Origin of the sequence: Actinokineospora alba, assembly GCF_004362515.1 — a bacterium.
GTDB lineage: Bacteria > Actinomycetota > Actinomycetes > Mycobacteriales > Pseudonocardiaceae > Actinokineospora > Actinokineospora alba.
Genome location: NZ_SNXU01000001.1, coordinates 2,262,735 through 2,278,249, shown reverse-complemented (window position 1 = coordinate 2,278,249; position 15,515 = coordinate 2,262,735). Strand labels below are relative to the sequence as shown.

The window sequence follows — 15,515 nt, the reverse complement described above, 5'->3', positions numbered from 1 at the left end:
TGGAGGTGCACGATGCGCGCGCTGCGGGTCGTCGGGCTCGGAGATGACGGCAAGACCGTCATCTGCGAAGACTCGGCGCGTGGCGAGCGTTTCACTCTTCCCGCGGACGAGCGGCTGCGTGCGGCCGCCCGAGGAGACGTCACCCGACTCGGCCAGATCGAAATCGAGCTGGAGAGCCAGATGCGTCCACGAGAGATCCAGACCCGTATCCGTGCCGGAGAGTCCGTGGAGCAGGTCGCCGAGGCGGCTGGCATCCCGACTCACAAGGTCGAGCGTTACGCCTACCCGGTCTTACTGGAGCGGTCCCGCACCGCCGACCTCGCCCAGCGCGCGCACCCGATCCGTGAAGACGGCCCGGACGTGCAGACGCTCGGCGAGGTCGTCGCGCATTCCTTCGGTTTGCGCGGCCAGGACTACGCGGTCGCCAACTGGGACTCGTGGCGCGGCGAGGACAACAAGTGGGTCGTGCAGCTGAGCTGGACGGCCGGTAGGTCGCTCAACCGCGCCCACTGGTCGTTTCACCCAGGTGCCCACGGCGGCACGGTCACCCCACTCGACGACCACGCCCGCGACCTGCTCGACCCCCAGCCGAACCGCCCACTGCGCACGGTCCGCCCGGTCACCCAGCTCGCCCAGGCGGCGATGAACCTGGACACCGCTGAGCGTCCCGCGGAACTGCCCGCGGCGGTCAACGGCTCGGAGGCGCCCGCGGCGGACTTCGTGGTGGAGGATTTCGAACTGACGCCGGAGCCCGCTCCGCAGGTGGAGGAATTGGTGGACACAGTCGAGGAAGCTCCCGCCGAGATCGTCGAGGAGCAGGCCCCGGCCGAGTCCGTCGAGCAAGAGCCCGCCCCCCGCGAGGAGCCGGAGAACGCCCTGATCGACGAGCCCGACCGCAAGCCGGAACCGCCCAGGCGGCCGAAGGCGAACAAGAAGGCCCGGCCGATCGTCCCGTCGTGGGAGGACGTCCTCCTCGGCACCAGGTCCAACCGGGGCTGATGAACCAGACGGAGAAGGCGGTCCCTTATGGGGCCGCCTTCTCCGCATTTTGGCGAATCGCTCGGGAACGCCGGTAGGAGCTCAGTCAGGTCTGTTCCGGCAGCTCGCCGAGAGAGGCCCGCCACTTCCTGTCGACTTCCTCGGGCCGCTGGTGGCCGCACTCGACGACGTTGCCGGCGTGATCGGTGACTTCCGCATAGCAGTCACCCTGCTCGATCCAGACATTGATGTTCTGAATCCCTGCGTCCCGGTCCCGATCGTCCTCCCAGAAGTCGACCGAGAAGGCCGGCTCGTCGCCGCCATAGTCGCTACGAACCCGGACGACCTCGCCTGGCTTGAGCCAACGATCCTCCCCCAATGGTTCAAGCCACAGTACGAGCCATCCCTTGGAACTGTTGCGAACGTCCATGACCGCCACGACCCGCAAGTTACCTGCGCCGGCGGCGGTGCATTGATTGCCGGGCTAGAAGGCGCCAGGAGTAGGGACGGTGTCGAGTAGGTGTAGGTCCCAGCCCTCCAACTCGCACCAGTCCTCAGCGGCTTCCCGGTCGATCCACACCGCCGTCGACGGCCGCTCCCGGCCCAGGCGGGCCCACCCGTCCGGGGCGAGGACGTAGACCACCCCGTCACGCAGCGCCAGCAGCCTGCCCTCGGTGAAGGCCATGCTCGGCTCAGTGCGCAGGAAGCGCACGGCTTCCGATCGAGTCATGCCTCCATCATGCCGCGCTCCACAAAGGACGGCTTGATATCCGCGGTGTGAGGCTGTCGATTTCCGGTACGCGCCGTTCGTCGCACAGATGTCAGGGCAAGCAAGACCGAGACCGCGGGAGTGCGTGGCGCGTACACCGGGCAGCGGGCGCCGGCGGCCGGGGTGCTCGACGAGGTGCAGCCGATCGACACCCCGGAGGCCACCCACCTCCGCTACCGCGTCCGCCGCTGAGCCAAAACCGCGCCTTGACCTCTACCGCACTGGAGGGACCACCCTCGTAATTCAGATGACCCGGACACGCTCCGTGGCTACCGTCGATCGAGGCGACAGGGGGCCTCATGGACACCGAACGGCACGGCACGCGGGTCTGGGTGCTGCTCAGACTCGTGCCGTACCTGCGACCGGTCCGCGGTCGGATGATCGGCTCCGGGGTGGCCGTGCTCGGCTCGATGGTCTGCGGGCTCACCATTCCGCTGGTCATCCTGCGCATCCTGGACGGCCCGGTCGCCGCCCGGGACACCGCTGCGCTGCCTTGGCTGGTGCTCGCGGTGGCGGCGCTCGGGACCACCGAGGCGATCCTGTTCTACGTGCGCCGCAAGCTGATCGTGCGGCCGAGCACGCAGGTCGAGGCCCAGTTGCGGATGGACCTCTACCAGCACCTGCAGCGGCTGCCGATCGCGTTCCACGACCGGTGGCAGTCCGGGCAGCTGCTGTCCCGGGCGGTGTCGGACCTGTCGACGCTGCGTCGGTACATCGCGTTCGGGGTGGTGTTCCTGGTGGTCAACACCCTGACGCTGCTGGCAGGGCTGACGGTGCTGTTCGTCCTGTCCCCCACGCTCGGACTCATCACGCTGATCTGCACCGCACCGCTGGTGCTGATCTCGACGCAGTACGAGTCGAAGTACTCCGTCCTGTCGCGGCGTTCGCAGGACCAAGCCGGCGATTTGGCGACAACCGTCGAGGAGTCCGTCCTGGGCATCCGGGTGCTGAAGGCCTTCGGGCGCGGCAGGCACCTGGCGGAGCGGTTCGCCGCGGAGGCGAAGGAGCTGCGCAAGACGGAGCTGCACAAGATCCGGGTCCTGGCGATCCTCTGGGCGGCGATCATCATGCTGCCCGAGCTGGGGATCGGCGCCATGCTGCTGTTCGGTGCGACCGGCGTCGTCGAGGGGTCGATGACGGTTGGCACCCTGGTGGCGGGCATCACGGTGGCGACGTACCTGCGCTGGCCGACCGACTCGATCGGGTGGCTGCTGGCGGAGACCAACGACGCGGCGACGGCGTGTGAGCGGTACTGGGAGGTCCGCGACGCCGAGATCACCGTGACCGATCCGGCCGAGCCGAAGCGGCTGCCCGCGGCCGGTGTGGGCAGCCTCCGGTTCGAGGGCGTCCACTTCCGGTACCCGGGCGCCGAGCGGGACACCCTGCGCGGGATCGACCTCGACGTGCGCCCGGGCGAGACGATCGCGCTGGTCGGGTCGACCGGCTCGGGCAAGACGACGCTCACCGCGCTGGTGCCGCGACTGGCCGACGTGACGGCCGGGCGGGTCACGATCGACGGCGTGGACGTGCGGGACCTGACGCTCGACGACCTGCGCACCGCGGTCGCGACGGCGTTCGAGGAGCCGGTGCTGTTCTCCGCGAGCGTCCGGGAGAACGTGGCGCTCGGCGCGGAGGACGTGACCGACGCGCAGGTCCGCGAGGCCCTGCGGATCGCGCAGGCGGAGGAGTTCGTCGACAACCTGCCCTGGGGGCTGGACACGCGGATCGGCGAGCAGGGCCTGTCGCTGTCCGGCGGCCAGCGCCAACGGCTCGCGCTCGCCCGCGCGGTCGTCGGCGGGCCGCAGGTCCTCGTGCTCGACGACCCGCTGTCCGCGCTCGACGTGCACACCGAGGCCGAGGTCGAACACGCGCTCCGCAGTGTCCTCAAGGACGTGACCGCGCTGGTCGTGGCCCACCGCCCGAGCACGGTGCAGCTGGCCGACCGGGTCGCGATGCTCGACGGCGGACGCATTGTCGCCGTGGGCGAGCACTCGGACCTGTTGGCGAACAACGAAGACTACCGAGCACTTCTGTCCACTATGGACCGTGAGGAGGTGAGCACGTGAGCGCGCCGCAGGACGCCGCCGACCACGCCAAAGGCAGCGTGGAGAGCCCGCGCGAGGCCGAGGCCTGGCGCGGGGTCGCCGCCGAGGACACCGAGGAAGTCGCATACGCGACGAGCCTCAAGCTGAAGGCGCGCTCCCGCAGGCTGCTGGGCTCGCTGATCCGCCCGCACCTGGGTCAGGCGCTGCTCGCCCTGCTGTTCGTCGTGGCCGACAACGCCGCGACTCTGGCCGGCCCGCTGATCATCGCGATCGCCATCGACTCGGGCATCCCCGCCGCGATCGACGGCGACCCCTCGGTGATGGCGTGGTGCGTGGCGGCGTACGTCATGACCAGCGTCGGTTCGGCCGGGCTGCGGTACCTGTTCCTCCGGCTGTCCGGACGGATCGGCGAGGACGTGCTGCTGGACCTGCGGATGCGCGTTTTCCGGCACTCGCAACGGCTTTCGCTGTCGTTCCACGAGTCCTACACGTCCGGGAAGGTGATCTCCAGGCTCACCAGCGACCTGGATTCCCTCGACGACCTGTTGGAGGACGGTCTCGACGACCTGTTGTCCGCCATCCTGTCCGTCGTGGGTATCGCGGTGCTGCTGCTGGTGCTGGACACCCCGATGGCCCTGCTGGTGCTCGCCGGTTTCATCCCGCTGCTGCTGGTGACCCGGTGGTTCTACCGCAACTCGGGCCAGGCCTACCGCGACACCCGCGGGGCGATCGCGAAGATCATCGTCCAGTTCGTCGAGACCATGAACGGCATGCGCGCCGTCCAGGCGTTCCGCCGCGAGTCGCGCAACGAGTCCATCATGGACGACCTGAACGAGAGCTTCCGCGGCGCGAACAGCAAGGCGCTCAACGTGGTCGCGCGGTTCACCATGACGGTTCGGCTGGTGGGCAACCTGTCGCTGGCCGTGATTCTGGCGATCGGCGCCTACCGGGTCGCCAACGGCGGGCTGGAACTGGGTGTCCTCACGGCGTTCACCCTGTACCTGCGCCGGTTCTACGACCCGCTGGACGACCTGGCCATGGTCGCCAACTCCTACACCTCGGCGACAGCCGCGCTGGAGAAGATATCCGGCCTGCTGGAGGAGGAGCCCGACGTCCTGGATCCGAAGGACCCGGTCAGCCTGCCGCCCCACGCGGGCGGACGGTCGGTGGAGTTCGCCCAGGTGGAGTTCCGCTACTCCGCGACGGGTCCGGTGGTCCTGCCGAAGTTCGACCTGACCATCCCGGCGGGCCAGACGGTGGCCCTGGTGGGCGCGACCGGCGCGGGCAAGTCCACGGTGGCCAAGCTCGTCGCCCGCTTCTACGACCCGTCATCCGGCGCGGTGCTGCTGGATGGGACCGACTTGCGGGCGGTCTCCGATGTGGATCTTCGCCGGTCGGTGGTGATGGTGACCCAGGAGAACTTCCTGTTCGCGGGCTCCGTCGCGGACAACATCGCCCTGGGCCGACCGGACGCCTCCCGCCCGGAGATCGAAGCGGCCGCCCAAGCGGTGGGCGCCCACACGTTCATCGAGGCGTTGCCCGAGGGCTACGACACCGACGTGCGCAAGCGGGGCGGCAGGCTGTCGGCGGGCCAACGCCAGATGGTCGCCTTCTCGCGCGCCTTCCTCGCGGACCCGGCGGTGTTGGTGCTGGATGAGGCGACTTCGAGCTTGGACGTGCCCACGGAACGGGCGGTGCAGACGGCGTTGGAGTCGGTGCTCAAGGACCGCACGGCCCTGATCATCGCCCACCGCCTGTCGACGGTCCTGATCGCCGACCGGGTGCTCGTGGTGGCCGATGGACGCATCGTGGAGGACGGCTCTCCGGCGGACCTGATCGCCAGTACCGGTCAGTTCGCGGACCTCCACACCGCCTGGCAGGACTCCCTGGCCTGACCGGGGCAAAATCAACGCGTCAGAAATTTCCGCGCGAGGTGTCGATTCGGCGCACCCCCGCTCGTCGTACTGATGAGAGCCCAGCAGAACAACCAAGGAGCTACCAATGCGCACCCTGATCACCACCGCTTTCGTCTCGCTCGACGGTGTCATCGAGGCACCCGGCGGCGAAGCGGACTACCGCAACACGGGCTGGACCTTCAACGACATCGAGTTCGACGAGGCCGCGTACGAGCTCAAGGGCCGTGAGCAGGGCGAGGCGTCGGCCATGATGATGGGCCGGGTCAGCTACCAGGCGTTCTCGCCGGTGTGGCCGACGATGACCGAGGAGTTCGCGGGCTACAACGCGATGCCGAAGTACGTCGTGTCGACCACGCTCAAGGAGGAGGACCTGGTGTCCAACTGGGGCGAGACCACCATCCTCCGTTCGCTCGACGACGTCGCCGCGCTCAAGGAGACCGAGGGTGGAGCGATCATCGTCCACGGCAGCGCCGCCCTGAACCGGTCCCTGTCCGACGCGGGCCTGATCGACCGGTACAACCTGCTGGTCTTCCCGGTCCTGCTCGGCGCGGGCAAGCGGCTGTTCAGCGCCACCGACAAGGACAAGCAGAACCTCAAGCTCGTCGAGAGCGAGTCCTACTCCAACGGAATCCAGAAGATGGTCTTCGACGTCACCCGCTGACCAGCCCATTCCGGGGTCGGCCAGTGGCAGGCCGACCCCGGGCAGGCGTCAGGGGCGGGCGGTGATCTGCTGTACCGCCCAGCCGTTTCCGTCCGGGTCGGTGAAGAAGCAGAAGCCCGCGTTGTTCAGCTCGTCCCCTTCGACCGCCGGTTCGAAGCCGTTCGGGCCCGCCACCCGGATCTCGCTGACTTCCACCCCACGCTCGGTCAGCTGCTTGTGCGCGGCCCGCAGGTCGTTCACCACCAGCTGCAAGCCTTGCAGGGAACCAGGTTCCATCACGCCGACGCCCTTGCCGATGACGATGGAGCAGCCCGATCCCGGTGGTGTCAGCTGAATGACGTGCATCTCCTCGCTGACGAAGGTGTCGTGGTCGACGTTGAAGCCGAGGGTTTCGGCGTAGAACTCCTTGGCGCGGGCCACATCGGTGACCGGTACGACGACGACTTCGAGGGTCCAGTTCATGGTCAGCCCGCTTTCGACACTGAGGCCAGCACGTCGTCGAGACGCGCATAGCCGTAATTGATTCCGGATTCCATCGGGGACGCCGCGACCACGTCCCGGATCTCCTGCGACTCGAACCGCAGCACCGTGTGGACGGTGGTTCGGCCGGCCGTTTCGGTCAGGGACGCGGTGATCAGGGCTTCGCCCTCGAACCACTGGTCGTCATAGGACTCGGTGTAGACCAGGCGCGAGGGCGCTTCGATCTCCTGGTACACGCCGCCGTGGCCCATCTTCGCGCCGCCCGGCCCCTGCGAGACAAACCGCCAGGCGCCGCCGACTCGGAGGTCGACCGTGCACTCGACCAGGTTCCAGCCTTGGGCGCCGAGCCAGCGCTTCAACAGTTCGGGCTTGGTCAGCGCGTCGAAGACCAGTGCTCGTGGCGCGTCGAACGAGCGGGTCACCGCCAGTTCGGTGGGCGACGGGGTCGTGATCGTGACGGTCATCAGGTCTCCTCTTTGAGCACGTCGAGCAGTGCGTCGAGGCGTTGGTACTGCTCTTCCCAATAGCGGCGGTAGTTCTCCAGCCAGTCCGTCGCCGCCTTGAGCGGACCCGGTTCCAGCCTGCACGGCCGCCGTTGCGCGTCGCGGCCGCGGGAGATCAAACCCGCCCGCTCCAACACCTTGAGGTGCTTGGAGATCGCGGGCTGGCTCATCTCGAACGGCGCGGCCAGCTCCATGACCGTGGCCTCGCCCGACTTGAGCCGCTTGAGGATCGCCCGCCGGGTCGGGTCGGCGAGCGCGGCGAAGGTCGCGTCCAGCTGGTCGACAGCCATTCCATAACCTCTCGGTTGTATAACCGATTGGATTTATACGCCTGGCGACCCCACACGTCAAGTCAGCCGAAGAGGATGAACGGCAGCCCGATCCAGCCGACGGCGATGCCCGCGGCCGTCCCGACCGCCAGCCACCGCAGGACCGGGGTGCGGCGGGCCAGCCAGATCGAGGGCAGCAGGCCCGCGGTGACCACGAGGTTCGACCCGACGCCCAGCAGCGGGCTGGTCTCCGCGAGGGTCACGGCGAGCCCGTTGATCGCGACGGCGACGAAGACGAAGGCGAAGAAGGCGACGGTCAGCCCGGTGAGCCACGGCGTCGGCTCGGGGCGGCGTTGCCGCTGCGCGCTCGGACGCTCCACCGGCTCGACCACGGACACCTCGCCGGTGAGCGGGTCGACGTAGCTGATCGGGCGACCCATGGCGGTCGCGACGCGGCTCGCGAGCTGCCTGCCGCGCCGCGACACGACGAACCCGGCCTGACCCGGCTCCCCTGCCTCACTTCGGTGCACGGCTCCGACCACCCGCGCCCACTCATGCAGCGACGCCGCCAGGTCGGCGCCCAGGGCGAGGCTATCCGGGTCGACCTCACGTTCGGCCGTGCCGTCGTGACCGACCAGCACCGCCCGCTCATCCCTGGCGTGCAGCTCCACCGTCGTCCCCTCCACCAAGCGCGTAGAAGGCGACCGCCCCCGCGGTCGCCACATTCAGCGAGTCGACCCCACCCGCCATCGGGATGCGCACAGCCGCGTCCGCCGCGGCGATGGCCTCCTCGGTCAGACCAGGCCCCTCGGACCCCAACAGGACCGCCACCCGTTCGCCGGGTCGGACGGCCTCGGACAGCGGTACCGATCCGGCAGCGGGGGTGAGTGCCAACACCCGAAATCCGCTGTCGCGCAACCATTTGAGCCCATCGGGCCACGGTTCGAGCGGGGCGAACGGCACCGCGAGCACATGCCCCATCGAGACCCGGACACTGCGCCGGTAGAGGGGGTCGCTGCAGCCAGGGCCGAGCAGCACGCCGTCCACGCCGAGGGCCGCCGCGTTGCGGAAGATCGAACCCAGGTTCTCGTGGTCGCCGACCCCTTCGAGGACGGCCAGAACCCTCGCCTTGGCAGCCAGTTCGGCGACGTCGGGCGGGGTCGCGCGGTCGGCCGCGGCGAGCACCCCGCGGTTGAGGTGGAAGCCGACGGTCTCGGCCATGACCTCAGCCGTTGCCACATACGCGGGCACGTCGAGCCGGTCGAGTTCGGGGCCCAGCGCCTCGATCCGGCGCCGCACCCCGAGAAGTCCCCGGACGGGGTACCGGGAGGCGAGTAGCCGCTGCACCACCACGACCCCTTCGGCGATGACGAGACCACGCCCGCCGGGCCGGTCCGGACGCCGGTCCGCGGACGACAAGTCCCGGAAGTCGTCCAGCCTCGGATCCGACGGATCGGTCACCTCGATCACCTGCGCCACACCGCGCAGTTTCGCATGGTCGCGCCCGGACCGGGCGGCAACCGACACTGCTTGCTCAGCGTGACATCGACATAACTCACGGCACCAATTTGGCCGCTAGCAACGACCACAACCCTGTGCAAACGTTGGCTTCCCGCACAGATGCCGGACGAATACCGGCTCGACGGGGAGGGCGGCATGGGGCACGACATCACGACCGATGCGTTCAGCCAGGAAGACCGGCAGCGATACCGCCAGAAAGTGCAGCGGTGTCTCGACGCGTTGGAGCGGATGCTCAATGAGGGCGGCTTCGCGGAGTCCCCGCCGTGGATGGGGTTGGAGATCGAACTGAGCCTGGTCGACAGCGCACTGCGACCCGCCATGCTCAACACCACAGTGCTGGAGAAGATCGACGACCCCAGCTACACGACCGAACTCGGCCAGCACAATCTCGAACTCAACGTTCGGCCCAGGCCGTTGCGCGGGGACCAAACGCCGGATCTGGAGACCGAGCTGCGCGCGACGCTCGCCGACGCGGGCGAGAAGGCGCAGGACGCGGGCGCGACGCTCGTCATGATCGGCACCCTGCCCACGCTGCGCGGCGAGCACTTCCAGTCGAAGTGGCTCTCGCAGAGTCCGCGCTACCGCAAGCTCAACGACCAGATCTTTGCCGCCCGCGGCGAGGAGATGCTGCTCAACATGGAGGGCACCGCGCTTCCCGGTCAGCGCGTGGAACGCCTGCGCAGCCTGCAGGACTCGATCCTGGCCGAGTCGGCGTGCACGTCGGCGCAGCTGCACCTGCAGGTGCCGCCGGACAAGTTCGCGCCGAACTGGAACGCCGCGCAGTGCCTTGCCGGAGTTCAGGTCGCGCTCGCCGCCAACTCGCCTTTCCTGCTGCGCAAGGCGTTGTGGCACGAGACCCGGATTCCGCTGTTCCAGCAGGCCACCGACACCCGGCCGCAGGAACTCAAGAACCAGGGTGTGCGGCCGCGGGTGTGGTTCGGCGAGCGGTGGATCACGTCGATCTTCGACCTGTTCGAGGAGAACGTGCGCTACTTCCCCGGCCTGCTCCCGGAAGTCGACGACGAGGACCCGTTCGAGGCGCTGGATTCCGGGCGGGCGCCCAGGCTCGCCGAGCTGCGCCTGCACAACGGCACCATCTGGCGCTGGAACCGCCCGGTGTACGACGTCATGGACGGCGTCCCCCACCTGCGCGTGGAGAACCGGGTGCTGCCGTCCGGTCCCACGGTCATCGACCTGATGGCCAACGCCGCCTTCTTCTACGGCGCCCAGCGCGCGCTGACGAACGAAGAGCGTCCTGTGTGGACACAGATGTCGTTCCAGGCGGCCGAGGAGAACCTCTACTCCGGTGCCCGGCATGCCTTCGACGCCCAGCTCTACTGGCCGGGCATGGGCTGGATCCCGCCGGACGAGCTGGTGCTGCGCAAGCTGCTGCCGCTGGCACACGACGGGCTGATCGACTGCGGCGTGCCGGACTTCTGGCGCGAGCGGTACCTCGGCGTGATCGAGCAGCGCTGCCTGTCCAGACGCACCGGGTCGACCTGGCAGCGCGCCGCGGTCGCCCGCCTCGAAGCCCGCGGACTGGACCGCGACGCCGCCCTCACCGGGATGCTGCGCCGCTACATCGAACTCAGCGCCGAGGGCGAGCCGGTCCACACCTGGCCGGAGGACTGATCAACCCCGGGCCACACCGAACGGCTAGTTGCCAGTAAGTTGCAGTTAGAACTGACTGGCAACAACACCCGAGGAGAGTTGTGGCTCCCTACGTCCTGCCCGACCTGGACTACGACTACGACCAGCTCGAACCGGTGATCACCGCCGAGATCAACGAACTGCACCACGGCAAGCACCACGCCGCCTACGTGAAGGGTGCGAACGACACGCTGGACAAGATCGCCGAGGCGCGCGACCAGGGCGACTTCGGCTCCATTGCCGGGCTGGAGGCCGCGCTGGCCTTCAACCTGGCGGGCCACACGCTGCACAACCAGTGGTGGAAGAACCTGAGCCCGGACGGCGGCGACAAGCCGACCGGCGAGCTGGCCGCGGCCGCCGACGAGCACTTCGGCTCGTTCGACGGGCTGCGCGCCCAGCTCAGCGCGGTGTCCGCGACCATCCAGGGCTCCGGATGGGGCGTGCTCGCATGGGACCCGGTCGGCGAGCGGCTGATCACCCAGCAGCTCAAGGACCACCACTCGAACCTGTCGATCGCCACCACCCCGCTGCTGGTCTTCGACGCGTGGGAGCACGCGTACTACCTGCAGTACAGGAACCTGAAGGTCGACTACCTCGATCGCCTGTGGGACATCGTGAACTGGGCCGACGTGGCCGCCCGGTTCGACGCGGCCCGCGCGGGCGTCAACGGCCTGCGTCCGCCCGTCCCGGCGGCGTAACCAGACCAGGCGGGCCCGCTCCGACAAGCCGCCCGCCGAAACGGCGAGACCCCGCTCCGGACGCACGGAGCGGGGTCTCACTGTTCCCGAACTGACTGCCACCCCCACCACGAGGCGACGAGACTTAGGTTAGCCTAACTTCACTTCCTCCGCAACACCCGTTGTCGACGCCATCTCGGCGCGGGCAGCTTGACCCCGCCGCGGCGGACGAGGAACACCCCGCACGCCACCGCGGTCAGTGCCGCGATCGAGCCGCCGATGTAGAGCGGCGACCGCGCGCCCCACTGGTGGGCCATCCAGCCCACCATCGGCGCCCCCACGGGATTGCCGCCCAGGAAGACCAGCATGTAGAGGCCCATCACCCGGCCACGCATCTCCGGCGCGACGGCGAGTTGCACGGTGGCGTTCGCCGTGGTCATGAAGGTCATCAGCGCCAAACCGACGGGGAACAGGGCGATCGCGAAGGCCGTGTACGTCGGCATCAGGCCGACCACCACCTCCAGCACCCCGAACGCGAACGCCGCGCCGAGCAGCAGCCGGGTCCGCGGGCGGCCGTTCGAGCTGCGCCGGGCCGCGAGGAGCGCGCCCGCCAGGGTGCCGACAGCCAAGGCGGTCGACAGCACGCCATACCCGGCCGCGTCCTTGCCGAAAACGTTTGCGGCGACCACCGCGAGAGTCACGAAGAAGGTCATCCCGAAGGTGCTCACGAAGAAGACGAGCACCATCACGGTCATGATGTCGGGGCGTTTGCGCACGTAGCGCAGGCCTGCCATGAGCTGCCCCGGCTGACGCGGGATCTTCGGCGTGCGGTGCAGCTCGGCGGTCCGCATGCGGAACAGGCTGCCGACGACGGCCAGCGTCAGCACGGCGTTCGCGAGGAACAGCCAGCCGGTGCCGATCAGCACGATCATCAAGCCGGCGATCGCCGGACCGACCACCCGGGCGAGGTTGAACCCGGTCGAGTTGAGCGCGATGGCGTTGGTGACCTGCGACCGGCCGACGATCTCGGCGACGAACGACTGCCGGACCGGCACCTCGATCGCGAAGAACACCCCCACGACGAAGCACAGGATGTAGACGTGCCAGACCTCGACCAGGCCGGTGACGTCGAGAACGCCGAGCACCAGCGCGCACGCCGCGACGCCGATCTGCACGCCGATCAGCAGCTTGCGCTTGTCCAGCCGGTCGGCCAGCACGCCCGCCCACAGCGAGAGCAGGATCGTCGGCGCGAACTGCAGCGCGGCGGCGATCCCGAGCGCGACCGGGTTGTGCCCGCTGAGCACCAGCACCAGCCAGTCCTGGGCGATGCGCTGCATCCAGGTGCCGAGGTTCGAGGCGAGGTTTCCGGCGGCGAAGAGCCGGTAGTTGCGAATCCGCAGGGAGGAGAACGTTCCAGACAGAGCCGGGGGCGCGGGATCAGGGCGCAGCCGTGGCGCGGGGAGTTGTGAGGTGCGTTCGGACTGCTGCTCTCGGGTGTCACCCGCGTGTGTCTGCACTGGTTCGCGTTACCGCCATCCCGTAGATGATCCCGGCCGCGCGCGCATGATTCAGGTGGTCAGCACACGTCCGACCGGGGCTGACTCGATGATGGTTAGCATACCTCACTAATAACGCCGGGCGCACTCGATCGTGTGACGGGCCACTCGACCGTGTGAGTCTCCTGCGGAGGTGTCGATTCAGGTCGAGCCCGGTCGTCGTCCAGGTGAGAGACCGGCAACGGGCCGGTCGCCACACTCACCGGAGGCCACGATGTCCATCACCACCACCGCACCCGTCACCACCATCACCACCGCTCCCGCGAAGCCACTGGTGATCAGCGGCCTGACCGCCACGGCCGTCGCCGCGGTCGCGACCACGGCCCTCGCCGCCGCGGGCGAGGGCGCCGGAATCAGCCTCAGCGTCGGCGGAGCACCGATCCCGGTGACGGGGTTCGGTGTGCTGACCGCCATCTTCTCGGCCATGGGCGTGGTCCTCGCGCTCGTGCTGGCCCGCAAGGCTCACCGCCCGCGCACCGCGTTCGTCCGCACCACCATCGCGCTCACCGCGCTGTCACTCGTGCCCGACGTGCTCGCGGACGCGGCCACCGACACGACGCTGCTGATGATGTCGACCCACCTCGTCGCCGCCGCGATCGTGATCCCGGCCATCGCCCGCCGCCTGCGCTAGGCGAGCGCCGCCTGGATCGGGCCGATGGCGAAGTACACGATGAAGGCCGCCGCCACCACCCACAGCAGCGGATGCACCCCGCGGGCGCGGCCGGTGACCAGGCGCAGCAGCACGTAGCTGACGAAGCCCGCGCCGATGCCGTTGGCGATCGAGTACGTGAACGGCATGACCACGATCGTCAGGAACGCGGGCAGCGCGATGCTGAAGTCGCTGAAGTCGATCTCCCGGATCTGGCCCATCATCATCGCCCCGACCACCACCAGCGCGGGCGCCGCCGCCTCGATCGGCACCACTTGGTAGAGCGGGGTGAAGAACATCGCCAGCAGGAACAACAGACCGGTGACCACGTTGGCCAGGCCCGTACGCGCGCCTTCCGCGATGCCCGCGGCGGATTCGATGTAGACGGTGTTCGAACTTGTCGACGCGGCACCGCCCGCGACGGCGCCGAGGCCGTCGACGAACAGCGCCTTGCTGACGTCAGGCAGCTCACCGTCCTTTTTGATCAGACCGGCTTCCTTGGCCAGACCGGTCATCGTGCCGATGGTGTCGAAGAAGTCGGTCAGCACCAACGTGAACACGAGCAGCGCGGCGGTGATCGCGGGCACCCGCCACCACGCGCCGAACGAGATGTCGCCGAGCAGCGACAGGTCGGGCAGGCCGACGACGGTGTCGGGCAGGGCCGGGTAGCCGAGGTTCCAGCCCTTCGGGTTCGTGCCCATCGACGGGCCCGCCTTGACGATCGCCTCGATGGCGATCGAGAGGACCGTCCCGGCGAGGACGCCGAGCAGGATGGCGCCCTTGACCCGCCTGGCGACCAGGATGCCCATCACGATCAGCCCGACCACGAACACCAGCGTCGGCCAGGACGCGATGGAGCCGTTGATGCCGAGCCCGACCGGGACCGGTGTGTTCGCCGAGTCGGGCAGCCTGCGCACGAACCCGGCGTCGACCAGTCCGATCAGGGCGATGAACAGGCCGATGCCGACCGCGATCGCCGACTTGAGGGAGGGAGGCACGGCGTTGAACACGACGGTCCGCACGCCGGTGACGACCAGGAGCAGCACGACCAGGCCGTTGATGACGACCAGGCCCATGGCTTCCGGCCAGGTCATCTGCGGGGCGATGGTGACCGCGACCAGGGTGTTGATGCCCAGGCCGGTGGCCAGCGCGAACGGGTAGTTCGCGACGAGTCCGAAGAGGATGGTCAGCACGCCCGCGACCAGCGCCGTGGCGGCGGCGACCTGGTTCACCGGCAGGATCGCGCCGAAGAGGTCCCGGTGCGCGGCGGCGTCGTCCGCGGCGAAGCTGCCGATGATCAGCGGGTTGAGGACGATGATGTAGGCCATCGTGACGAACGTGACGAGCCCGCCGCGGACCTCACGGGCCGGGGTCGAGCCGCGTTCGCTGATTTTGAAGAAGCGGTCCAGGGCGGACTTGCTGGACTGTTCCTGCTCCGGTGCTTCGCGGTGCTGCTCACGTTCGGCCATGCCGTAACCTCCGGGATGTGGCCGAGGAACACACTCAGACTCTGCGTCCGCCGCCGCCGCTTCCGGGGCGGCTGCTGGCGCTGGGTCCCATCGTGTACGTCGGCACCGGTCTCTGGTTCCTCGCCGCGGTCGCCCTGCTGATCGCCGACACGGTTCCACGGGTGTGGCTGTGGACGGCCGTGTCGGGCACCGCTTTGGGCATCGTAGGTGCCCTGATCATGTTTTGGCAGCGTCGAGCTTCTCTTCGCGGTTCCAAGGGCGCGCAGAAGGTCGATTAGGTCCTGTCCTGTAAGTCCGGTGCGCGGGATTCGTGATCCGGGTGGTTCCTGGGCGCGCCGGCGTGAAGCCGCTCGTACCGGGTTGTACTTGGGC

17 protein-coding genes are annotated in these 15,515 nt (G+C 68.9%); 8 read left to right on the top strand and 9 right to left on the bottom strand.

Annotated features, from left to right (window positions below):
* The first annotated feature begins 12 nt into the window (after positions 1-12).
* Positions 13-999: a septation protein SepH gene (gene sepH / locus C8E96_RS10945; protein WP_091379233.1), complete on the top strand. Its 987-nt coding sequence runs from the start codon at positions 13-15 to the stop codon at positions 997-999.
* An 85-nt stretch (positions 1,000-1,084) separates the two neighbouring features.
* Here sepH and C8E96_RS10940 read toward each other — a convergent pair whose 3' ends face one another.
* Positions 1,085-1,417 carry a hypothetical protein gene (locus tag C8E96_RS10940; protein ID WP_091379236.1) on the bottom strand — a complete coding sequence of 111 codons (333 nt, stop codon included), beginning with the start codon at positions 1,415-1,417 and terminating at the stop codon, positions 1,085-1,087.
* A gap of 45 nt (positions 1,418-1,462) precedes the next feature.
* Positions 1,463-1,708 (bottom strand): hypothetical protein, encoded by a 246-nt coding sequence (locus C8E96_RS10935; protein ID WP_228770057.1) that lies wholly within the window; start codon positions 1,706-1,708, stop codon positions 1,463-1,465.
* Positions 1,709-2,046: 338 nt separating this feature from the next.
* Here C8E96_RS10935 and C8E96_RS10925 point away from each other — a divergent pair, with 338 nt between their 5' ends.
* The 3 genes from C8E96_RS10925 to C8E96_RS10915 all read left to right on the top strand — a co-directional run bounded on the left by C8E96_RS10925 (position 2,047) and on the right by C8E96_RS10915 (position 6,369).
* The gene (locus tag C8E96_RS10925) at positions 2,047-3,813 is read left to right on the top strand and encodes an ABC transporter ATP-binding protein (RefSeq protein WP_091379239.1); all 1,767 of its coding nucleotides are present in this window, start codon (positions 2,047-2,049) and stop codon (positions 3,811-3,813) included.
* Positions 3,810-5,687 carry an ABC transporter ATP-binding protein gene (locus tag C8E96_RS10920; RefSeq protein WP_176926792.1) on the top strand — a complete coding sequence of 626 codons (1,878 nt, stop codon included), beginning with the start codon at positions 3,810-3,812 and terminating at the stop codon, positions 5,685-5,687. The genes C8E96_RS10925 and C8E96_RS10920 overlap by 4 nt, the downstream gene beginning before the upstream one ends.
* A 106-nt stretch (positions 5,688-5,793) precedes the next feature.
* Positions 5,794-6,369, top strand: coding sequence for a dihydrofolate reductase family protein (locus C8E96_RS10915; protein WP_091379242.1), 576 nt, complete (start codon positions 5,794-5,796; stop codon positions 6,367-6,369).
* Between the two features lie 48 nt (positions 6,370-6,417).
* Here the strand turns inward: C8E96_RS10915 and C8E96_RS10910 are convergent, their stop codons facing one another.
* The 5 genes from C8E96_RS10910 to C8E96_RS10890 all read right to left on the bottom strand — a co-directional run bounded on the left by C8E96_RS10910 (position 6,418) and on the right by C8E96_RS10890 (position 9,100).
* Entirely contained in the window at positions 6,418-6,831 is a 414-nt protein-coding gene (locus tag C8E96_RS10910; protein ID WP_091379245.1) for a VOC family protein, read from the bottom strand.
* Positions 6,832-6,833: 2 nt separating this feature from the next.
* Complete coding sequence (locus tag C8E96_RS10905) at positions 6,834-7,313, bottom strand: SRPBCC family protein (protein WP_091379249.1); 480 nt, start codon at positions 7,311-7,313, stop codon at positions 6,834-6,836.
* Positions 7,313-7,642 (bottom strand): ArsR/SmtB family transcription factor, encoded by a 330-nt coding sequence (locus C8E96_RS10900; RefSeq protein ID WP_091379252.1) that lies wholly within the window; start codon positions 7,640-7,642, stop codon positions 7,313-7,315. The genes C8E96_RS10905 and C8E96_RS10900 overlap by 1 nt, the downstream gene beginning before the upstream one ends.
* A 62-nt stretch (positions 7,643-7,704) precedes the next feature.
* Positions 7,705-8,292: a DUF2537 domain-containing protein gene (locus tag C8E96_RS10895; RefSeq protein WP_091379255.1), complete on the bottom strand. Its 588-nt coding sequence runs from the start codon at positions 8,290-8,292 to the stop codon at positions 7,705-7,707.
* Positions 8,270-9,100, bottom strand: a complete 831-nt coding sequence (locus C8E96_RS10890) for a TrmH family RNA methyltransferase (RefSeq protein WP_091379526.1) — start codon at positions 9,098-9,100, stop codon at positions 8,270-8,272. The genes C8E96_RS10895 and C8E96_RS10890 overlap by 23 nt, the downstream gene beginning before the upstream one ends.
* 177 nt (positions 9,101-9,277) lie before the next feature.
* On the opposite strand from C8E96_RS10890, the gene C8E96_RS10885 reads away from it, so the two are divergent.
* Together C8E96_RS10885 and C8E96_RS10880 are read left to right on the top strand one after the other, a co-directional pair.
* Positions 9,278-10,774, top strand: coding sequence for a glutamate--cysteine ligase family protein (locus C8E96_RS10885; protein WP_091379529.1), 1,497 nt, complete (start codon positions 9,278-9,280; stop codon positions 10,772-10,774).
* 80 nt (positions 10,775-10,854) lie between these two features.
* Positions 10,855-11,490, top strand: a complete 636-nt coding sequence (locus tag C8E96_RS10880; protein ID WP_091379259.1) for a superoxide dismutase — start codon at positions 10,855-10,857, stop codon at positions 11,488-11,490.
* Between the two features lie 140 nt (positions 11,491-11,630).
* On the opposite strand, the gene C8E96_RS10875 is transcribed toward C8E96_RS10880, so the two are convergent.
* The gene (locus C8E96_RS10875; RefSeq protein WP_228770069.1) at positions 11,631-12,917 is read right to left on the bottom strand and encodes an MFS transporter; all 1,287 of its coding nucleotides are present in this window, start codon (positions 12,915-12,917) and stop codon (positions 11,631-11,633) included.
* Between the two features lie 322 nt (positions 12,918-13,239).
* Here C8E96_RS10875 and C8E96_RS10870 point away from each other — a divergent pair, with 322 nt between their 5' ends.
* Entirely contained in the window at positions 13,240-13,656 is a 417-nt protein-coding gene (locus tag C8E96_RS10870; RefSeq protein ID WP_091379266.1) for a DUF6069 family protein, read from the top strand.
* Here the strand turns inward: C8E96_RS10870 and C8E96_RS10865 are convergent.
* Positions 13,653-15,143, bottom strand: a complete 1,491-nt coding sequence (locus C8E96_RS10865; protein ID WP_091379270.1) for an NCS2 family permease — start codon at positions 15,141-15,143, stop codon at positions 13,653-13,655. The two genes, C8E96_RS10870 and C8E96_RS10865, sit on opposite strands and share 4 nt — an antisense overlap.
* 17 nt (positions 15,144-15,160) lie before the next feature.
* Here C8E96_RS10865 and C8E96_RS10860 point away from each other — a divergent pair, with 17 nt between their 5' ends.
* Positions 15,161-15,421 carry a DUF2530 domain-containing protein gene (locus C8E96_RS10860; protein WP_228770058.1) on the top strand — a complete coding sequence of 87 codons (261 nt, stop codon included), beginning with the start codon at positions 15,161-15,163 and terminating at the stop codon, positions 15,419-15,421.
* The last annotated feature ends 94 nt before the right edge of the window (positions 15,422-15,515 follow it).

Excerpts from the sequence above, each read along its gene's own strand:
- sepH (WP_091379233.1), top strand. The coding sequence starts at position 13 with ATGCGCGCGCTGCGGGTCGTCGGGCTCGGAGATGACGGCAAGACCGTC.
- C8E96_RS10905 (WP_091379249.1), bottom strand. The coding sequence starts at position 7,313 with ATGACCGTCACGATCACGACCCCGTCGCCCACCGAACTGGCGGTGACC.
- C8E96_RS10925 (WP_091379239.1), top strand. The coding sequence starts at position 2,047 with ATGGACACCGAACGGCACGGCACGCGGGTCTGGGTGCTGCTCAGACTC.
- C8E96_RS10865 (WP_091379270.1), bottom strand. The coding sequence starts at position 15,143 with ATGGCCGAACGTGAGCAGCACCGCGAAGCACCGGAGCAGGAACAGTCC.
- C8E96_RS10900 (WP_091379252.1), bottom strand. The coding sequence starts at position 7,642 with ATGGCTGTCGACCAGCTGGACGCGACCTTCGCCGCGCTCGCCGACCCG.
- C8E96_RS10870 (WP_091379266.1), top strand. The coding sequence starts at position 13,240 with ATGTCCATCACCACCACCGCACCCGTCACCACCATCACCACCGCTCCC.
- C8E96_RS10910 (WP_091379245.1), bottom strand. The coding sequence starts at position 6,831 with ATGAACTGGACCCTCGAAGTCGTCGTCGTACCGGTCACCGATGTGGCC.
- C8E96_RS10935 (WP_228770057.1), bottom strand. The coding sequence starts at position 1,708 with ATGACTCGATCGGAAGCCGTGCGCTTCCTGCGCACTGAGCCGAGCATG.
- C8E96_RS10915 (WP_091379242.1), top strand. The coding sequence starts at position 5,794 with ATGCGCACCCTGATCACCACCGCTTTCGTCTCGCTCGACGGTGTCATC.
- C8E96_RS10885 (WP_091379529.1), top strand. The coding sequence starts at position 9,278 with ATGGGGCACGACATCACGACCGATGCGTTCAGCCAGGAAGACCGGCAG.